Source organism: Burkholderia sp. MSHR3999 (assembly GCF_000833595.1).
Taxonomy (GTDB): domain Bacteria; phylum Pseudomonadota; class Gammaproteobacteria; order Burkholderiales; family Burkholderiaceae; genus Burkholderia; species Burkholderia ubonensis.
Genome location: NZ_JRFO01000007.1, coordinates 1,908,085 through 1,926,409, shown reverse-complemented (window position 1 = coordinate 1,926,409; position 18,325 = coordinate 1,908,085). Strand labels below are relative to the sequence as shown.

16 protein-coding genes are annotated in these 18,325 nt (G+C 69.2%); 13 read left to right on the top strand and 3 right to left on the bottom strand.

Annotated features, from left to right (window positions below; genetic code table 11):
• Window positions 1-83: 83 nt before the first annotated feature.
• Window positions 84-1,001: a LysR family transcriptional regulator gene (locus KY49_RS31870; protein WP_042588272.1), complete on the bottom strand. Its 918-nt coding sequence runs from the start codon at window positions 999-1,001 to the stop codon at window positions 84-86.
• Between the two features lie 98 nt (window positions 1,002-1,099).
• Between KY49_RS31870 and KY49_RS31865 the strand changes: the two genes are divergently transcribed.
• A complete protein-coding gene (locus KY49_RS31865) occupies window positions 1,100-2,080 on the top strand; it encodes an NAD-dependent epimerase/dehydratase family protein (protein WP_042588271.1) in 981 nt (326 codons plus the stop codon).
• A 208-nt stretch (window positions 2,081-2,288) separates the two neighbouring features.
• The gene (locus tag KY49_RS31860; protein ID WP_042588270.1) at window positions 2,289-3,680 is read left to right on the top strand and encodes an RtcB family protein; all 1,392 of its coding nucleotides are present in this window, start codon (window positions 2,289-2,291) and stop codon (window positions 3,678-3,680) included.
• Between the two features lie 10 nt (window positions 3,681-3,690).
• Here the strand turns inward: KY49_RS31860 and KY49_RS31855 are convergent, their stop codons facing one another.
• Entirely contained in the window at window positions 3,691-4,500 is an 810-nt protein-coding gene (locus KY49_RS31855) for an IS5 family transposase (RefSeq protein ID WP_042588269.1), read from the bottom strand.
• Window positions 4,501-4,569: 69 nt separating this feature from the next.
• Window positions 4,570-5,361: an SDR family NAD(P)-dependent oxidoreductase gene (locus KY49_RS31850; protein WP_042588268.1), complete on the bottom strand. Its 792-nt coding sequence runs from the start codon at window positions 5,359-5,361 to the stop codon at window positions 4,570-4,572.
• Window positions 5,362-5,699: 338 nt separating this feature from the next.
• Here KY49_RS31850 and ypfJ point away from each other — a divergent pair, with 338 nt between their 5' ends.
• From ypfJ to KY49_RS31795, 11 genes are all read left to right on the top strand, one after another.
• Window positions 5,700-6,587, top strand: a complete 888-nt coding sequence (gene ypfJ, locus KY49_RS31845) for a KPN_02809 family neutral zinc metallopeptidase (RefSeq protein ID WP_042588267.1) — start codon at window positions 5,700-5,702, stop codon at window positions 6,585-6,587.
• 173 nt (window positions 6,588-6,760) lie between these two features.
• Complete coding sequence (locus tag KY49_RS31840) at window positions 6,761-7,477, top strand: helix-turn-helix transcriptional regulator (protein WP_042588891.1); 717 nt, start codon at window positions 6,761-6,763, stop codon at window positions 7,475-7,477.
• A gap of 169 nt (window positions 7,478-7,646) precedes the next feature.
• Window positions 7,647-9,149 (top strand): aldehyde dehydrogenase family protein, encoded by a 1,503-nt coding sequence (locus KY49_RS31835; RefSeq protein WP_042588266.1) that lies wholly within the window; start codon window positions 7,647-7,649, stop codon window positions 9,147-9,149.
• Window positions 9,150-9,193: 44 nt separating this feature from the next.
• Window positions 9,194-10,534 carry an aspartate aminotransferase family protein gene (locus tag KY49_RS31830; RefSeq protein WP_042588265.1) on the top strand — a complete coding sequence of 447 codons (1,341 nt, stop codon included), beginning with the start codon at window positions 9,194-9,196 and terminating at the stop codon, window positions 10,532-10,534.
• A gap of 121 nt (window positions 10,535-10,655) precedes the next feature.
• A complete protein-coding gene (locus tag KY49_RS31825) occupies window positions 10,656-12,158 on the top strand; it encodes an APC family permease (protein WP_042588264.1) in 1,503 nt (500 codons plus the stop codon).
• Window positions 12,155-12,742 carry a DUF3156 family protein gene (locus tag KY49_RS31820; RefSeq protein WP_042588263.1) on the top strand — a complete coding sequence of 196 codons (588 nt, stop codon included), beginning with the start codon at window positions 12,155-12,157 and terminating at the stop codon, window positions 12,740-12,742. The genes KY49_RS31825 and KY49_RS31820 overlap by 4 nt, the downstream gene beginning before the upstream one ends.
• A gap of 74 nt (window positions 12,743-12,816) precedes the next feature.
• Window positions 12,817-13,785, top strand: coding sequence for a helix-turn-helix domain-containing protein (locus KY49_RS31815; RefSeq protein WP_042588262.1), 969 nt, complete (start codon window positions 12,817-12,819; stop codon window positions 13,783-13,785).
• A 127-nt stretch (window positions 13,786-13,912) separates the two neighbouring features.
• Entirely contained in the window at window positions 13,913-15,130 is a 1,218-nt protein-coding gene (locus tag KY49_RS31810; RefSeq protein ID WP_042588261.1) for a porin, read from the top strand.
• Window positions 15,131-15,284: 154 nt separating this feature from the next.
• Window positions 15,285-16,523 carry an ABC transporter substrate-binding protein gene (locus KY49_RS31805; RefSeq protein ID WP_042588260.1) on the top strand — a complete coding sequence of 413 codons (1,239 nt, stop codon included), beginning with the start codon at window positions 15,285-15,287 and terminating at the stop codon, window positions 16,521-16,523.
• A 34-nt stretch (window positions 16,524-16,557) separates the two neighbouring features.
• The gene (locus tag KY49_RS31800) at window positions 16,558-17,427 is read left to right on the top strand and encodes a carbohydrate ABC transporter permease (protein ID WP_042588259.1); all 870 of its coding nucleotides are present in this window, start codon (window positions 16,558-16,560) and stop codon (window positions 17,425-17,427) included.
• Entirely contained in the window at window positions 17,427-18,275 is an 849-nt protein-coding gene (locus KY49_RS31795) for a carbohydrate ABC transporter permease (RefSeq protein ID WP_042588258.1), read from the top strand. Before KY49_RS31800 ends, KY49_RS31795 begins: the two co-directional genes overlap by 1 nt.
• The last annotated feature ends 50 nt before the right edge of the window (window positions 18,276-18,325 follow it).

The window sequence follows — 18,325 nt, the reverse complement described above, 5'->3', positions numbered from 1 at the left end:
AGCAATACGTTCCCGATTGGTGTGAGTTGCAAGCGTTCTGAGCGCAATGCAAGGTTCGGCGCGAGCGGACGCTCCGCTGCCGTCTATCGGTATCCGGGGCGACATTCCGTGTCGTCGCCGACATACGCCAGCAACCCCCGCACCAGCGCATCGAACGTCGCCCGGCAGCGCGGGCTCGCGCGCAGGTCTTCGTGCATCACGACCCACGTTTCCAGCGGCAGCGCGACCTGATCCGGCAGCACGCGCACGAGCCGCGCATCGCGTTTCGCGAGCGCCGTCTGGCAGATGCCGATTCCATATCCCGCGCGGATCAGCGCCAGTTGCGCCAGGTTGCTGTCCGTGCGCAGCGCGAACGCGTCACGGTTCCAGACGGGCAGCGCATGCGCCGCCGCGCGCAGGAACGGCGTCATTGCGTCGAACCCGATCAGCGCATGGTGCGCGAGCTCGGCCAGCGTCGCCGGCGCGCCGTGCTCGGCGAGATAGTCGTCACGCGCATACATGCCCAGTTCGATGTTCCCGATGCGCCGCGCGACGAGCGCATCCTGCGCGGGCGGCGCCATGCGGACCGCGATGTCGGCTTCACGGTTCAGCACGTCCTGGATGCGGTCGGTCGGCGCGAGCTCCACGACGAGCCCCGGATGGTCGCGCCGCAACTGCGTCAGCATCGGCGGCAGCACTTCGACGCCGATCACGTCGCTCGCCGAGATGCGCACGACGCCGCTGACGCCGCTGCCGTGACTCGCCGCCGCGCGTTCGAACGCGGCCGCCGCGCTGCGCAGCGTCTCGGCATGGCCGCGCAGCGCCAGCGCGGCCTCGGTCGGCAGCAGCCCGGACGGCGAGCGGGTGAACAGGGTCTGGCCGAACGCGGCTTCGAGCGCGGCGACGTGCCGGCCCGCAGTCGGCTGCGTGATGCCGAGCGCGCGCGCCGCGCCCGACAGCGACCCTTCGGTCAGCACCGCGAGGAAGGTTCGAATCAGTTCCCAGTTGAGATCGGAGGTCATACGGAAATGTATAGCGGATCGATCATGTTCGCCAATTCCTTGCTATCCCGATGCGGCCCAGAATGCGCTCACGACGGATTCATTTCAGGAGAGCGGCAATGACGACGGAAGGTCAACACGCGGAACGGCTGGCGCTGGTGCTCGGCGCGACGGGCGGCATCGGCGGGGAAGTCGCGCGGCAGCTGCGCGACGCGGGCTGGCGGGTGCGGGCGCTGCAGCGCGGGCTGACGGACGCCACGGCGCAGCGCGACGGGCTGGCCTGGGTGCGCGGCGACGCGCTCGACCGCGATGCCGTGATGCAGGCGGCGCGCGGATGCGCGGTGATCGTGCATGCGGTCAACCCGCCGGGCTATCGCCGCTGGTCCGAATGGGTGCTGCCGATGATCGACAACACGATCGCGGCGGCCGCGGCGGCGGGCGCGACCGTCGTGCTGCCGGGCACGGTCTACAACTACGGCGCCGACGCGTTTCCGGTCCTGCATGAAGATGCGCCGCAGCATCCGTCCACCCGCAAGGGGGCGATCCGGGTCGAACTGGAGCGCCGGCTGCAGGACGCGGCCGCGCGCGGCGTGCGGACGATCATCGTGCGCGCCGGTGATTTCTTCGGGCCGCGGGCCGGCAACAACTGGTTTTCGCAAGGGCTGGTGAAGCCCGGGCAGCCGCTCGGGGCCGTGAGCCTGCCGGGGCGGCGCGGCGTCGGCCATCAATGGGCGTACCTGCCGGACGTGGCCCGCGCGATGGTGGAGCTGATCGCGCGGCGGGAGACGCTGGCGCCGTTCGCGCGCTTCCACCTGGCCGGGCACTGGGACGCGGACGGCACGGAAATGGCGCAGGCGATCTGCCGCGTCGCGCAACGGCATGGGGTGCGTCCGGCATTGCGGCGCTTTCCGTGGTGGCTCGTGCGCGCGGCGTCGCCGTTCGTGCCGACGCTGCGCGAGCTGCTCGAGATGCGTTATCTGTGGCGCGAGCCGGTCCGCCTGGACAACGCGCGGCTGATCGCGGTGCTGGGGCGCGAGCCGCATACGCCGCTCGACGCGGCTGTCGAGGCGACGCTGGTGGGGCTGGGGTGTTTGCGGTGATCGATGCATCGACGACGTCCGGCATGCCGATCGGGAGAGGACGTGCCGCCGTGTTGGCGGCTCGCGACAGCGCGCGCGTTACCGCCTTCCCGTCGGCAATGCGCTTCTGCTATGATCCGCGCTCCCTTCCTTGACGCTGCTGCGGGAAGGTACTCGAGACCACCGGTTTGCCGGAGGTCGCGTCGTACCTTTTCCATTCCAGGCAGCGATGTCTACTTTTCCCCGCTTGAAAAAAGCCTTGCAACGGCAAGGCATCCGCGTCGACTACCAGGCCGGCGTCTACCACCTGCGCAACGAACAGTCGCAGGCCTCCGTGCTGTTGCCCGCCGCCTTGCCGCTCGAGGAGAAGGCGGTGCGGCAACTGCTGTCCTTCGCGGCGGTGCGTTCGCCCGATCATCGCCACGGCGTCTGCAAGGCATGCGCGACGCCGGACTTTCATCCGGGCGGAATCGCGCCCGTCGGATCGATCGTCGCGACCGACGACGCGTTCGTGATTCCCGCCGCGGTCGGCACCGACATCAACTGCGGGATGCGCCTGCTGACGACCGGACTCAAGCGGTCGTCGCTCGCGCCGCTCGAATCGCGCATCGTCGAGCGCCTGACCCGCGCGATCCTGGCGGATCACCGGGACGTGCCCGTCAACGGCGATGCGTTCCGGGCGCTGTTCGACACGGGCCCTGACGCGTTCATCGATCGTGTCGCGCCGCACGGCATCTGGCAGCAGGTCGATCGAGACCGGCTCGTGCGCGAGCTGTCCGCGTGCATCGGTCTCGGCCGGTTCGACGGCAGTTCGACGTATGCGCCGCACGCGCACGTCGGAGCCCGCGAAACGTTTCGCGATCCGTGCCTCGGCACGCCGGGTTCGGGCAATCATTTCGTCGAGCTGCAGGTCGTCGACGAAGTGCTCGACCGGCATGCGGCCTATCGCGCCGGGCTCGCGCGCGACGACGTCGTCGTGATGATCCACAGCGGCTCGCGCGATGTCGGCTTCTACGTCGGGCGGCGCTGGATGGATCGTGCGCGCGCGGCGTGGCCGGCGGGCTTGAAGCATCCGGAGAGCGGCCTCTATGGACTCTCCGGGGAGCTGGCGCGCGAGTATCTGGCCGCCATGGGCACGGCCGCGCGCTATGCGTGGCTGAATCGCGTGGTGCTCGCCGAGATGGTGCGCAAGGCGCTCGCCGAGCTGACGGGCGGGACGCATTCGACGCTGGTCGTGGACGTGCCGCACAACGTCGTGCTTCAGGAGGACGGGATGAATATCCATCGCAAGGGCGCCACGCCGGCCCGCGAAGGCGACCTCGCGTTGATCCCGGGTTCGATGGGCGACGCGTCGTACCTGGTGACGGGGCTCGGTCATCCGGACTGGCTGTGGTCCTGCAGCCACGGCGCCGGCCGGAGCGTGCGCCGGCAGGCCGTGAGGCGGCTTCGCACGGAGCGCGCGCCGGGCGCATGGACCTGCGTCACGCTTCGCGAGGAGCGCCGCATCGAGGAAGCGCCGGAAGCATACAAGCCGATCGGACCGGTGATCGACGCGCAGGAACAGGCCGGCCTGATACGCGGCGCGGTGCGGCTCAAGCCGTGGCTCACGTTCAAGGCGTGACTAGAGCCTGTTATGAACCTATATGAATGAAGTCAATGATTTTGGGCAGCATTAGACAGGCGAAGGCGAGGAAATGGAATCCGGCCAGCGTGTGAGGTAAGCGTTCATAGTCGCGCGCGAGGCGTCGAAAGCGCGCGGCCCATGCGAAGCTGCGCTCGACCACCCAGCGTCTGGGCAGCAACACGAAACCGCGTTTGGCCTCGGTGTGCTTGACCACCTCCAACTCAATGCCGTGGCTTTGTGCTGCCTGACGAGCCGCTTCGCCGGTATAGCCCTGGTCCACGTACGCAAGCGCCACGCTCTGGCCGGTCAATTCTTGTACCGCATGGGCCAATTGCTCGACCTGTTCGCGATCCTGCTCATTGGCCGGTGTCACATGCAGTGCCAGCAACTGACCCAGAGTATCGACCGCCAGATGCACTTTCGAACCCTTGCGGCGCTTCGCGCCGTCGTAGCCGGCGCGTGCACCGGATTCCGGTGTCGATTGCAATGTGCGGCTGTCCAGGATCATGGCACTCGGTTGCGCTTTGCGTCCATCGCACACGCGCAACAGTTCTCGCAGATCATGCACGATCGCCTCGAAACAGCCCGCTCGCATCCAGCGCTGCGTCTGTTGATAGACCGCTTCCCACGGGGGCAGGTCATTAGGCAACATGCGCCACGGCGCGCCGCTCCTGATCAGCCAGCGCAGCGCATTGAAGACCTCGCGAAGCTCGTGGCGGCGTTGTTCACTGTCTTCTCGCACCAGCGCCAGATACGGCACTACGAACGACCATTCTTCGTCGCTTACATCGCTCGGATAAGGCTTGCGGGTTTTCATCCCGACATCTTGCCTTATCAGCGGCAAAGTTCATAACATCCTCTAAGGCCGGCGTTGCACGTCACGACATCACGGGCCATCGAACGCCAGCGTCGGCACGTCGACGGCCATCGCGCCGCCGTCCGCGACGAGCGTCGCGCCCGTCACGAACGACGCGTCCGGCGACGCGAGGAACGCGCACACGGCCGCGATTTCGTCCGGCTCGGCCGCGCGCCGCAGCGGCACGTCGGCGCTGACGCGCGCATAGGCCGCGTCGAGCGATTCGCGGTGGCGTGCCATCAGGGGCTCCATTTCCGCGTCGGCCATCGGCGTGCGGACCCATCCCGGGCAGACGGCGTTCGCGCGCACGCCGTGCGGCCCGTAGTCCCGCGCAAGCGAGCGCGCGAGCCCGAGCAGCGCATGCTTGCCGACCGTGTACCCGCACACGCCGGGCCCGGCCGCGAGCGCAGCAATCGACGCGACCAGCACGATGCTGCCGCGTTGCGCGATCAGGTCGGGCAGGCACGCGCGGGCGCTGACGAAGGCGGTGTCGAGGTTCGCGTGCAGCGCGTCGCGCCACTGCGCGTCGTCGGTTTCGTGCGCGCGGCCGAGGCCGTGCCCGCCCGCGCAGGCGACGAGCGCGTCGATGCGGCCGAAGCGGTCGGCGATGCGCGGCATGAGGCGGAGCCAGTCGGCCGTGCTCGCGGCGTCGCCGGCGAGCGCGAGGCCGCCGGTGTCGGCCGCCAGCACGTCGAGCGGCGCCTGACGGCGGCCGATCAGCACGACCCGGTCGCCGCGGCCGGCGAAGCGCCGCGCGCACGCGGCGCCGATGCCGGTGCCCGCGCCGGTGATCACGATCGTGCGGGGAGGCGGGTGGGGCATGTTGGTCTCCGGAAGGGCGCGATTCCGGTTACTGTAGGCGGCGCGAGGCCGCGCGGGTATCAGCCGAATGGGTGAATGTGAAACGGAGAGGGTGAGCACGGGACGGAATGCAGCCGCTCGGCATGCGTTGGCATTTTGCAAAGAATGACGATGTCGCCGCCCCGATCGCTCTATGCTCCGTATCTTTGCGACAAGCGGTCGAAGGTTGGCAAAATGGCGCGGGCGGCCAAGGGCGTGGTTGCCGCGCGATAGCAAGCCGGACCCGGCTTGCCGCAATGGAAATTGCCTGCCGGGCTCGGTCCGGCCAGTGCAACGGCAATGAAAGGGGGGAGCCGGCAATGAGGCTGGACGACGAAACCGAAAGCCAGAACGTCGAAGATCGCCGCGGCGGCGGTGGATTCGGCGGCGGGCGGGCGACGATCGGCATCGGCACGATCGTCGTCGCGCTGGCCGCCTCGTATTTCTTCGGAATCGACCCGCGGGTCGTGCTCGAAGGCGCATCGGCGCTGCAGGGCGCGCGGCAGCAGGCCCAGCCGCAGGCGCAGCATCAGGCACAGCATCAGGGCGCGCCCGCGACCGACGCCGGCGCGGTATTTACCCGCAAGGTGCTAGGCAACATCGAGCGGACCTGGACGACGATTTTCTCGACGCAACTGCACGAGCAGTACCAGCCGCCGAAGCTCGTGATGTTCACGAACGCGACGCCGACGGCCTGCGGCACCGGGCAAACCGCAATGGGCCCGTTCTACTGTCCGGGCGACCGGAAGGTATACATCGATCTCGGGTTCTACGACGACCTGCGCCGGCGCTTCGGCGCGGGCGGCGATTTCGCGCAGGCGTACGTGATCGCGCACGAGGTCGGTCATCACGTGCAGAACCTGCTCGGCATTTCCGGCAAGGTCGACGCCGCGCGCCGCCGTTCGAGCGAGGCGCGCTCGAACGCGCTGTCGGTGCGCATGGAACTGCAGGCCGACTGCTTCGCGGGCGTCTGGGCGAACAACGCGCAGCGCGCGAACCAGCGGCTCATCGAGCCCGGCGATTTCGAGCAGGGCCTGAAGACGGCGGCGGCGATCGGCGACGATCGTTTGCAGCAGCAAGGGCAGGGTTACGTGGTGCCGGAGAGCTTCACGCACGGCAGCAGCGAACAGCGCGTCTATTGGCTCAGGCGCGGCCTCGAGTCGGGCGAACTGAGCGCGTGCGATACGTTCGCGGCGAACGCGCATTGATGCGGACGGCACTGCGCGGGCGCGCGTCGCAACGCTGAAGCCAGCCGGTTCGCAGAGCAGCCACGTGCAAGTCGTCATCGCGGCGAATTGCCGATTTGCGCTCACGCAACGCTTGCCGTCGCCCGTAGGCTGCGCTGACGTTCGATGCGTCTGTCCGCTCGCCGATGCCCATCATGCCGACCTCATCCGCTTCGTCCGATCCCGCTGCCGACTGGTGCCGTGCGCTGTGCGCGTGCGTGGCGGCATTCGACGCATTCGCGAGCCCATCGGCGATCGTGTTCTACCGGCTCGACGCGAGCGGCGAGCCGGCGGATTTCGAACTGTTCGGGATGCCGGAGTCGATGCACCGCACTTACGTCGCCCGCTATCGGATGCTCGATCCGCTGCATCCGTCGCGTTGTGCGGCGGGTGAGGGCGCGGTCGTCACGCTCGCGTCGCAACTGCCTGACGAACGCCGCGAAGCATCGGCGTATTGGACACGCTTCCTGTGCCGGCATGATGTCGCCGATGTGGTCGAAATCTGGCTGCGCGACGCCGGCGTGACGGTCGGCGCGTTCTCGCTGCTGCGGTTCGGTGCGGCCGGCGAAAGCGCGGCCGGCCGGTTCGCACTGGGCGAGATCGACGCGCTCGCGCGTCTGCAACCGGTCGCCGAAGCCGCGCTGAGCCCACTGCTGCGCGCGCGACGCGGGATTCACCGGATCGGCTGCGAGGAACGCCTGACCTACCGCGAGGAACAGATCGCGCGCCTCGTGCGCGACGGCCGTTCGAACAAGGAGATCGCGCGCGATCTCGCGCTCGGCCAGCCGACGATCAAGACTCACCTGATGCGCATGTACCGCAAGCTCGGCGTGTCGAACCGGACCGAGATGGTCCGGGCGCTGTTCCTGTAATCATCCCGATCCTGATTCCGCTCGCGATCGTCTATCTGACCGTTCGCACGCGACGCACGCCACGCGCTTGCCAATTTGCGCTCACGTCCTCCCCAACGCGCTCGATAAAGTGATCCGACGCCCGCGTGCCCCGGCACGCGGCCTCGCCAGGACCTTCTTCGAGACGCCCATGACCTCATCGACCTTCGTCGCCGTCAGCGACACCGTGCGCCGCTTCGTCGCGCGCGACTTCGGCCTCTTCATCGACGGCGACATGCAGCCCGCGCACGCATCGGCGCGGCTCGACGTGCACGACCCGGCGACCGGCGAACGGCTCGCGACGGTCGCGAACGCCGACGAACACGACGTCGAGCGCGCGGTTGCCAGCGCAAGACGCGCGTTCGACGCGCGCGTGTGGCGCGGCCTGCGCCCGGCGGACCGCGAACGCATCCTGCTGAAGCTCGCCGACCTGATCGAGCGCGACGCCGAAACGCTCGCGCAGCTCGAAACGCTGAACCAGGGCAAGTCGATCCACGTCGCGCGCGCGGTCGAGGTCGGCGCGAGCGTCGAATACGTGCGCTACATGGCCGGCTGGGCGACCAAGATCACCGGCCAGACGCTCGACGTGTCGATCCCGTTTCCGCCGGGCGCACGCTACACAGCCTATACGCGCAAGGAGCCGGTCGGCGTGGTCGCCGCGATCGTGCCGTGGAATTTCCCGCTGATGATCGCCGTGTGGAAGCTCGTGCCCGCACTCGCGGCCGGCTGCACGATTGTGCTGAAGCCGTCGCCGGAAACGCCGCTCACCACGCTGCGCCTCGCCGAGCTTGCACTGGAAGCGGGCGTGCCGCCGGGCGTGTTCAACGTCGTCACGGGCGGCCGCGTGTGCGGCGCGGCGCTCGCGAGCCATCCGTCGATCGCGAAGATCTCGTTCACGGGTTCGACCGCGACCGGCAAGCTGGTCGGCGCGGCGGCCGTGCAGAACATGACGCGCTTCTCGCTCGAGCTCGGCGGCAAGAACCCGATCGTGATGCTCGACGACGTCGACGTCACGCAGGCGCTCGACGGCGTCGCGGCCGGTGCGTTCTTCAACCAGGGGCAGGTGTGCGCGGCCGCGTCGCGAATCTACGTGCACCGCAGCAAGTTCGCGCAGCTCGCGGACGGCCTCGCGGGCATTGCGCAATCGATGAAGCTCGGGCCGGGGCTCGACACGGCCGCGCAAGTCAATCCGCTCGTGTCCGCGCACCACCGCGACAAGGTCGTCCAGCATATCGGACAGGCGCGCCGCGACGGCCACACGTTCCTCGCCGGCGGCACGCCCGTCGACGACCTGCCCGGCTATTTCGTGAAGCCGGCCGTGATCGCCGACCCGCACCCCGACAGCGCGATCGTGCGCGACGAGGTGTTCGGCCCGGTGGTCGTCGTGCTGCCGTTCGACGATGCGGCCGACGCGGTGCGGCTCGCGAACGCGTCGCCGTATGGGCTCGCCGCGAGCATCTGGAGCAACGACCTGACGCGCGTGATGAACCTCGTGCCGCAAATCGAGGCCGGCACCGTGTGGGTGAACTGCCACATCCCGCTCGACCCGTCGATGCCGTTCGGCGGCTACAAGCAGTCGGGCATCGGCCGCGAGTTCGGCCAGCACGCGATCGACGGCTTCACCGAAACCAAATCCGTCTGCATCGCGCACTGACGCGCGGCGCGGCCCTGCACACCCATCCCAAAGCGGAGACTGCAATGAGCTACAACGAAGCGAAGTTCTGGCACCCGATGCTGCACCCGAACGAAATGAAGCGGCGCGCGCCGATCCGCATCGTCCGCGGCGACGGCTGTTACGTGTTCGACGAAACCGGCAAGCGCCTCGTCGACGGCGTCGCGGGCCTGTGGAACGTCAACGTCGGCCACAACCGCAAGGAAGTGAAGGACGCGATCGTGCGCCAGCTCGACGAGCTCGAATACTTCCAGCTGTTCGACGGGATCAGCCACCCGCGCGCGGAGGAGCTGTCGAAGCTGCTGATCGACATGCTCGAACCGGAAGGGATGCGCCGCGTGCTGTACAGCTCGGGCGGCTCGGATTCGATCGAGACCGCGCTGAAGATCGCGCGCCAGTACTGGAAGGTGCGCGGCCAGGCGGACCGCACGAAGTTCATCTCGCTGAAGCAGGGCTACCACGGCACGCATTTCGGCGGCGCGTCGGTGAACGGCAACACGGTGTTCCGCCGCAACTATGAACCGAACCTGCCGGGGTGCTTTCACGTCGAGACGCCGTGGCTGTACCGCAACCCGTTCACGCAGGACCCCGAAGCGCTCGGCCGGATCTGCGCGGAGCTGCTGGAGCGCGAGATCCTGTTCCAGAGCCCCGACACGGTCGCCGCGTTCATCGCCGAGCCGATCCAGGGCGCGGGCGGCGTGATCGTGCCGCCGGCCAACTACTGGCCGCTGGTGCGCGAGGTGTGCGACCGCTACGGCGTGCTGCTGATCGCCGACGAAGTGGTGACCGGCTTCGGCCGCAGCGGCAGCCTGTTCGGCAGCCGCGGCTGGGGCGTGCGCCCGGACATCATGTGTCTCGCGAAGGGCATCTCGTCCGGCTACGTGCCGCTCGGCGCGACGGCCGTCAATGCGCGGATCGAGGAAGCGTTCGCGCAGAACGCCGATTTCGGCGGCGCGATCATGCACGGCTACACGTACGCGGGCCACCCGGTCGCGTGCGCGGCCGCGCTCGCGAGCCTCGATATCGTGCTGAAGGAGGATCTGCCGGCCAACGCGGCGAAGCAGGGCGCGTACCTGCTGGAAGCGTTGCAGCCGTTCGCCGGGCGCTTCGCGGCGGTCGGCGAGGTGCGCGGCAAGGGGCTGATGCTCGCGCTCGACCTCGTCGCGGACAAAGAGACCCGCGAGCCGATCGATCCGCTGTCCGGCTACGCGAACGCGGTCGCCGAAGTCGCGCGCGAGCACGGCGTGCTGGTGCGCCCGGTCGGCACGAAGATCATCCTGTCGCCGCCGCTCGTGATCCAGCGCGAGCAGCTCGACCGGATCGTCAACGCGCTCGCGGCCGGCTTCGAGGCGGTGCCGTTCGCGTAACGGCGTCAGGCGCCGGGGCGGGCGGTGCGTGCGCCGCCCGCCGGTTTGCCGATTTGCGCTATCTCAAGGCTTTTTTGCCTGCGTATTTTTTCGACATCGAATGATCAAACCGGAGACAAGGATGTCGGGATCGTCAGGGTTTACCAGCGCGGCAACGGACGCATCGGCCGGCGCGCCGGCGGCGGAGGCAGGCGGCACGGCGCTCAAGGCCGGCGCGGTCGGTTTCCCGACCGCGCTCGCAAGCGCCGTCGGGCTCATCATGGCGAGCCCGGTGATTCTCACCGCGACGTCGGGCTTCGGGATGGGCGGCTGGGCGTTCGCGGTCGCGATGCTCATCGCGTTCGTGATGATGCAGGCGCAGGCGACGACGTTCTCCGAAGCCGCCGCGATGCTGCCGACCGCGGGCTCGGTTTACGATTACCTGTCATGCGGGCTCGGCCGCTTCTGGGCGATCACCGGCACGATCTCCGCGTACTTCCTCGTGCACGTGTTCGCCGGCACCGCGGAGACGATCCTGAGCGGCATCATGGCGCTCGTCAATTTCGAATCGCTGAACGCGGCGCTCGAGAAGCACGACAGTTCGTGGCTCGTCGGCGTCGGCCTCGTGATCACGTTCGCGATCACCAACATCATCGGCATCAAGGTGTTCAGCAAGCTCGAGATCGTGCTGACGGCCGGCATGTGGCTGTCGCTGATGATCTTCGGCATCCTCGGCATCGCCGCCGCGCCGGCCGTGCAGCTCGACGGCTGGTTCGGCCGCCCGGAAATCGGCGCGTCGCTGCCGGCCGTGCTGTCGCTCGTCGGGATGGCGATGTTCATGTTCGTCGGCTGCGAGTTCGTCACGCCGCTCGCGCCGGAGATGAAGGCGCCGGGCCGGACGATCCCGCGCGCGATGGCGCTCGGCCTCGTCGGCGTCGCGATCTGCATGTTCCTGTACGGCGCGGCGATCCGCCGCCAGGTGCCGAACGTGCCGGTCGGCGCGGACGGCCTCACGCACCTGCTCGACACGCCGGGCGCGATTCCCGCGTTTGCGCTGCAGGTGCTCGGGCCGTTCGGCCGCGTGTGGTTCGGCGTCGCGTTCCTGTTTGCCGGCGCCGCGACGATCAACACGCTGATGGCCGGCCTGCCGCGCATCCTGTACGGGATGGCGATCGACGGCGCGCTGCCGCGCTGCTTCGCGTACCTGCATCCGCGCTTCAGGACGCCGGTGGTCGGCATCGTCGCGGCGGCGGTCGTGCCGATCTTCCATGCGTGGCTGATCAACGGCAACCTCGACAGCATCCTGCACCTCGTGCTCGCGGCGACCTGCGCGTGGGGCACCGCGTACCTGCTCGTCACCGCGTCGGTCGTGATGCTGCGGATTCGCCGGCCGGACCTGCCGCGCCCGTACCGCTCGCCGTGGTTCCCGCTGCCGCAGATCGTGTCGAGCGCCGGCATCGTGCTCGCGATCTGGTACATCACGCCGCCGGGCATGAACCCGCGCGACATCTACGTGCCGTTCGGCGCGATGCTCGGGCTGACCGCGCTGTATGCGCTGTTCTGGACCGTCGTCGTGCAGCGCCGCCATCCGTTCAGGCCGGTGCCGGTCGAGGACGTGCTGCGCAACGAGCACGTCGCCGGATGAAGGCCGTGCTCGCCCGTTGGCGCGCCGCGCCCGCTGCGCCGCCGCCTGGCTACCGGCCCGGCGCGACCGCCGCGCGCGTGCTGGCCGACCTGCGCGCGGCGCGCGAAGGCGACGGCGGGGCGAGTGGGGTGGCGAGGCTGCCGAACGGCGTGCGGGTGCGCGTCGCCGAGCAGGTTGCGCGGCAGTTCCTGATGCATACGGTCGGCGTGCGGATTGCAGCAACCGCGCGGGGCCCGGCCGCGCACGGCAGCGCGCGCATCGCGCAGACCGGCTGGCTGCGGCGCACCGGCGTGCGGGCCGCACTCCGGGATGGCTGTGACCCGGGTTTCGGGCGCACCGTCGCGGCGCTGGTGGCCGAGCCGTCGCTCGCCGACGCGCTGCGCCCGCTGCATTTGACGGATTGCACGATCGACGCGCATGACGGACGCTGGACGTTGACCGTCGTGCCGTTCGGCGGCAGCGAGGTCGTGAGCCGGATGCCGTCGTTTCGCCGCTATGTCCGGCTGACCGGCGAGCAGGCCGCGGCGCTGTCGGCGGCCTTGATTGCGTTCGAGCGCGCACTGCGCGGTTTTTTGCGCGGGTAAGCTGTGGCGTCGCGTGCCGCCGCACGATGCCGGCGGCCGCGTGCAAAGGGATCAGGGTTTTAGCGGAGGCGCCGATGCGGTTCCAGTCAGGCTCACATGAAGACGTCCACGAGCACGGGCTCGCCATCGCGGGCTGGCGCCAGGTCTACCGCCAGATGACGCCGGGCCGGTTCAAGGGCACGGTCACGCAGGTGCTTTACGACGACTTCCACTTCTTCCGCGAGACGACCAACCGGCGCGTCGCGCAGACCGGCGTCGCGCCGGCCGGCCGCACGTCGCTGGCGGTGCCGCTGTCGGTGCCGCTTGCCGGCACGTTCCAGGGGCAGCCGGTCGACGGCTACGCGCTGCTCGCGCTGCGCGCCGACGAGGATTTCGAATTCCATACGCCGGAAGGGATGGGGCTCGTCGGCATCAGCGCCGCGTCGGACATGATCGACGAGCTGTGCGACGCCGAATTCGGCGCGACCGGCTCGGGTGCGGGCGTTTCAGGCGCGACCGGCGCGCGCAGGCTGCACCACGTGACGCGGCTGTCCGACGCGCAGGGCGTCGCGCTCGGCGAGCGGCTGTCGGCGCTGATCGACGCCGCGCAGCGCAACCCCGGCTGCCTCGAATATGCGGCGACGCGCCGGATGTTCCGCGACGCGATGCTCGGCATGTTCCTCGATGCGCTCGACCAGCGGATCGGCGCGGAGCGCCGCGACATCACGCACGCGACCTACAGCGACATCGTGCGCCGCTGCGAGAAGCATCTGCGCGAGCGGCCGGAAGAACCCGTCACCGTGCTCGAACTGTGCCGCGCGCTGCGCTGCAGCCGCCGCACGCTGCAGACGAGCTTCCAGCGCGTCGCCGACGTGACGCCCGTCGCCTACCTGCGCACGATCCGCCTGAACGCGGTGCGGCGCCTGCTGCGCACGACGTCCGCGCAGCAGCTCGGCGTCGGCGAGGCGGCCGCGAGCTGGGGCTTCACGCACCTCGGCTATTTCGCGAGCGAGTACCGCGACCTGTTCGGCGAGCTGCCGTCGCAGACGCTGCGCCCCGCGTGAGCGCCATACTCCGTCCGTTTGCCGATTTGCGATAGAGGTCCGGAATTTTCGCTGGATAGAGTCCCGTCACCACATCATCAATCCCATCGCTTCGCTCTGCGAAGCGATGGGCGAAAGGGGACGGGACATGACGATCGGAACGAGAAGACTGGCTGCCGCCGCCGTGGCAGCAGCGGTTTCGTGCATGCACGCGCATGCGCAGACCTCGGGCGGCGTGACGCTCTACGGCACCGTGGACACCGGCATCATCTACTCGACGAACCAGCAGTTCACGCGCGCGGACGGCAGCGTCGGCGGCGGTCATGCGTGGCAGATGGGCGGCGGCAACCTCGTGCCGTCGCGCTTCGGCTTCCAGGGCGCGGAGCCGCTCGGCGGCGGGCTGGACGCGGTGTTCACGCTCGAACAGCAATTCCTGTCCGCGAGCGGGCAGGCGCTGCAGGGCGGCGCGGCGTTCAGCCGGCAGGCGTGGGTCGGCCTGCGGCAGGACGGGCTCGGCGCGCTCGGTCTCGGTCGCCAATACGACTCGTATACGGACATGCTCGGCGCGTACGTGTCGAGCAACAACTGGGCGACGCCGTACGGCTCGCATCTCGGCGACGTCGACAACCTGAACGCCGCGTTCAACTTCAACAATGCGGTGAAGTTCACGAGCGCCGATTTCAACGGCCTCACGTTCGGCGGCACGTTCAGCTTCGGCGGGCAGGCGGGGGACTTTTCCGCGAAGCGCGGCTATGCGCTGGCCGTGTCGTACAACCGCGCGCCCGTGTCGCTCGCGCTCGGCTACCTGAACCTGCGCCAGCCGCTCGATGCGGCGCTCGGCGGCGCGAGCGGCTATATCGGCGATTTCGCATGCAGCAACCCGGGCGCGATGTTCTGCCTGCTGCAGGATGCCGCGTCGATGCGCGCATTCGGCGCGGGCGGATCGGTGGCGCTCGGCAACACGACCGTCGCGCTGACGTATACGCACACGCGCCTCGGTGACAGCCGCTATTTCTCGACGCACGCGCAGCCGCGCGCGCAGGCGTTCACGTTCGACATCGGCGAGTTGAATCTGTCGTACATGTTCTCGCCGGCGTGGCAGGGCGCCGTCGCGTACATCTTCAACGCGGCGCACACCGACGGGCGCGGCACGACGCGCTTCCATCAGGTGAACCTCGGTACGAACTATCAGCTCTCGAAGCGCACCGCGCTGTATGCGGTCGCGATCGGGCAGCTCGCGAGCGGCACGGGGTTCGGCACCGACGCGAACGGCAACGCGGTGAACTATGCGCAAATTCCGGTGCTCGGCAACAGCAATTCGAACCGGCAGCTCGCGGTGATGGGCGGGATTCGCGTGAATTTCTGACCGGGTGCGGCGGCGGCACGCGGCCGCCTGCCACAAATCCTTAACGATCGGCGTGAACAATGGCGTTCGTTTCAGGCGGCTCGATCCGCCGCCCGCGTTGCACACGTGTGCAACGGATTGCCGTTTCGCCACCACGCTGATCGTGAGAGAGACCATGACCCTGCTGAGCCGCCTGCGCGCGCTGTCCGCCGCCGTTGCGCTTTCCGTCTTCGCGTCGCATGCCGTCGCCGCGGACCTCGTCATCGCCGGCCGCGACGACATCTACGGCAAGGGGCTGGCCGACGCCGTCGCCGGTTTCAACAAACTGCACCCGGGCACCGAGATCGAGCTGCTGAAGCTGCCGAACGCGAACCTCTACCAGAAGCTCAAGCTGTCGATGCGCGAGGGCACCGGCGCGTACGACCTCGTGATGATGGACGACACGTGGTCGCCGGAATTCATCGGCAACGGCTGGCTGAAGCCGCTGCCGGCGACGCTCGCCGACGCGGACCTGGTGCCGTCGACGGTCGCGCTCGGCCGCAACGCGGCGGGCACGCTGTTCGCGCTGCCGGTGGTCGGCAACGTCGAGATGTTCGCGTACCGGAAGGACCTGCTCGCGAAATTCAAGCTGCAGCCGCCGCGCAACTGGGACGACGTGCTGAAGATCGCGCAGACCGTCGGCGGCGCGGACAAGAGCGTGTCCGGCGTCGTGTTCCGCGGCACCAAGGGCAATCCGGTCGTGACGGGCTTCCTGCCGATCCTGTGGGCGTACGGCGGCGACGTGCTCGACCGCGCGGGCAACGTGACGATCGATTCGCGCGAGGCGCAGGCGGCGCTCAAGACCTTCCTCGCGCTGAAGGCGTCCGCGCCGAAGGACGTCGACGTGTATGGCGCGGCGGAAGTGCGCGATGCGCTGCAGCGCGGCGCCGCCGCGCAGGCGATCGAGGTGTGGCCGGCGTGGATTCCGGCGCTCGACGATCCGAAGCAGTCGCGCGTGGCCGGCCAGATCGCGCTGCAGGCGCCGCCGGGGCAGACCGCCGGCCCCGCGCCGATGCTCGGCATCTGGCAGATGGCGATTCCGAAGGATGCGCCGCACGCGAAGCTCGCGCAGGATTTCCTCGCGTACCTGACCGCACGCGACACGCAAGCGCGCCTCGCCGCGCTCGGCATTCCGCCGACTCGCCGCAGCGTGTTCGCCGACCCGGCGCTGGTTCGCCAATACCGCTGGTATCCGGACCAGCTGAAGGCGCTCGAAGCGGGCCGCGCGCGGCCGCGCGTAAAGGACTGGCAGCAGATCGAGAGCATCCTCGGCGATCAGCTGCAGCTCGCGCTGACGGGGCAGGCCGCGCCCGACGCGGCGCTGCGCCAGGCGCAGCAGAAGATCGCGCAGGCGATCGCGGCGGCGGGCAAGTGACCCTGCGCGCCCGTTCGCAGCGGGAGCGCCGCGCATGAAGGCGTTCTCGCGCAGCCTGCCGTTCGTCGCGCTGCTCGGGCCCGCGCTGCTGGTGCTGGCCGGCCTCGCGCTGTATCCGGTCGTGCAGGTGCTGATCGATTCGTTCTGCCATGTCGACTACACGGCGGGCCGCCGCGCGTTCGCGGGCCTCGCGAACTATCGCGCGGTGCTCGGCGACGACGCGTTCACGGCCGGCTTCGGCAACACGCTGCGCTTCACGATCGCGGCGTCGCTCGTCGAAGTCGCGCTCGGCTTCGGCCTCGCGCTGCTGTTCGTGCGCGCGTTTCCGGGCCGCCGCGTCGCGCTGCCGCTCGCGATCCTGCCGATGATGCTGTCCACGCTCGTGTGCTCGGCGATCTGGCGCAACTGGCTGAACTTCGACGGCGTCCTGAACGCGCTGCTCGCGGCGCTCGGCGTGGAAAGCGTGCGCTGGCTGTCGGATCCGCATCTGGCGCTGTGGTCGCTGATGCTCGTCGACGTGTGGCAGTGGACGCCGATGGCGTTCCTGATCGTGCTCGCCGGGCTGCAGTCGATTCCGCAGGAGCTGTACGAAGCCGCGCGGACCGACGGCGCGAGCGAATGGCAATGCCTGCGCGATATCACGCTGCCGCTCGCCGCGCCGCAGATAGGGCTTGCGCTGCTGCTGCGCTCGATCGACACGTTCAAGCTGTTCGACAAGGTCTATGCGCTGACGGGCGGCGGCCCCGGCAACGCGACGCAGACGCTGTCGACCTATATCTACGACACGGGCTTTCGCTTCTTCAACGTCGGGCCGGCGAGCGCCGCGTCGGTGCTGATGCTCGCGGCGTCCGCGCTGCTGGTCTCGGGGTACGTATGGCAAACGGTTCGCAAGCGGCGCGCGTGATGGCGCACGCAGGACGCACGCAGCGTCGGCCCGCGTTCGCACAGGCGGTGCCGTGGGCGCTGCGCTCCGTCGCGCTCGCGATGTTGCTGCTGCCATGCCTGTGGATGGCGGGCGCGGCGTTCATGCCGACGCTCGAGCGACTCGACCACCCGCTGCGGATCTGGCCGGCCGCGCCGACGTTCGAGCATTTCGTGTCGGTGTGGACGAGCGGCATCGGCGGCCCGTTGCTCAATTCGCTGCTGGTCGGTTTCGGCACGACGCTGCTCGCGCTGGCGCTCGCGTTTCCGGCCGCCTATGCGCTCGTGCGCCTGCGGTTTCCCGCACGGCTCGACCTGCTGTTCCTCATGCTCGTGCTGGCGCTGAAGCTGATGCCGCCGATCACGATCGCGGTGCCGCTGTTCGCACTTGCGAAGCGGCTGCATCTGCTCGATTCGACGCTCGGGCTGATGCTCGCGTACCAGATCTACGCGCTGCCGATGGCGATCTGGATGCTGCTCGCGTTCGTGCGCGACGTCCCCATCGAGTACGAGGAAGCCGCGTGCATCGACGGCGCGGGGCTCGCCCGGCGGCTCGTGCAGATCGTGCTGCCGCTGTGCGCGCCGGGCCTGATCGCGACCGCGATCTTCGTGTTCATTGCCGCATGGAACGAATTCCTGCTCGCGCTGCTGTTCGTGTCGACGCCGAGCCGCTTCACGCTGCCGCTCGCGATCGCGGGCTACGTGACCGAGAACGGGATCGACTGGGGCGACCTGATGAGCGCGGGGCTGATCGCGTCGCTGCCGACGCTCGCGGTTGCCGGGTATGTGCAGCGCTATCTGCTGCGCGGCTTCGCGGGCGGGTTGAAGTGACGCGAATGGGCGCAGCGTGCACGTCGCGGCGCCGTGACGGCGACCGGCCG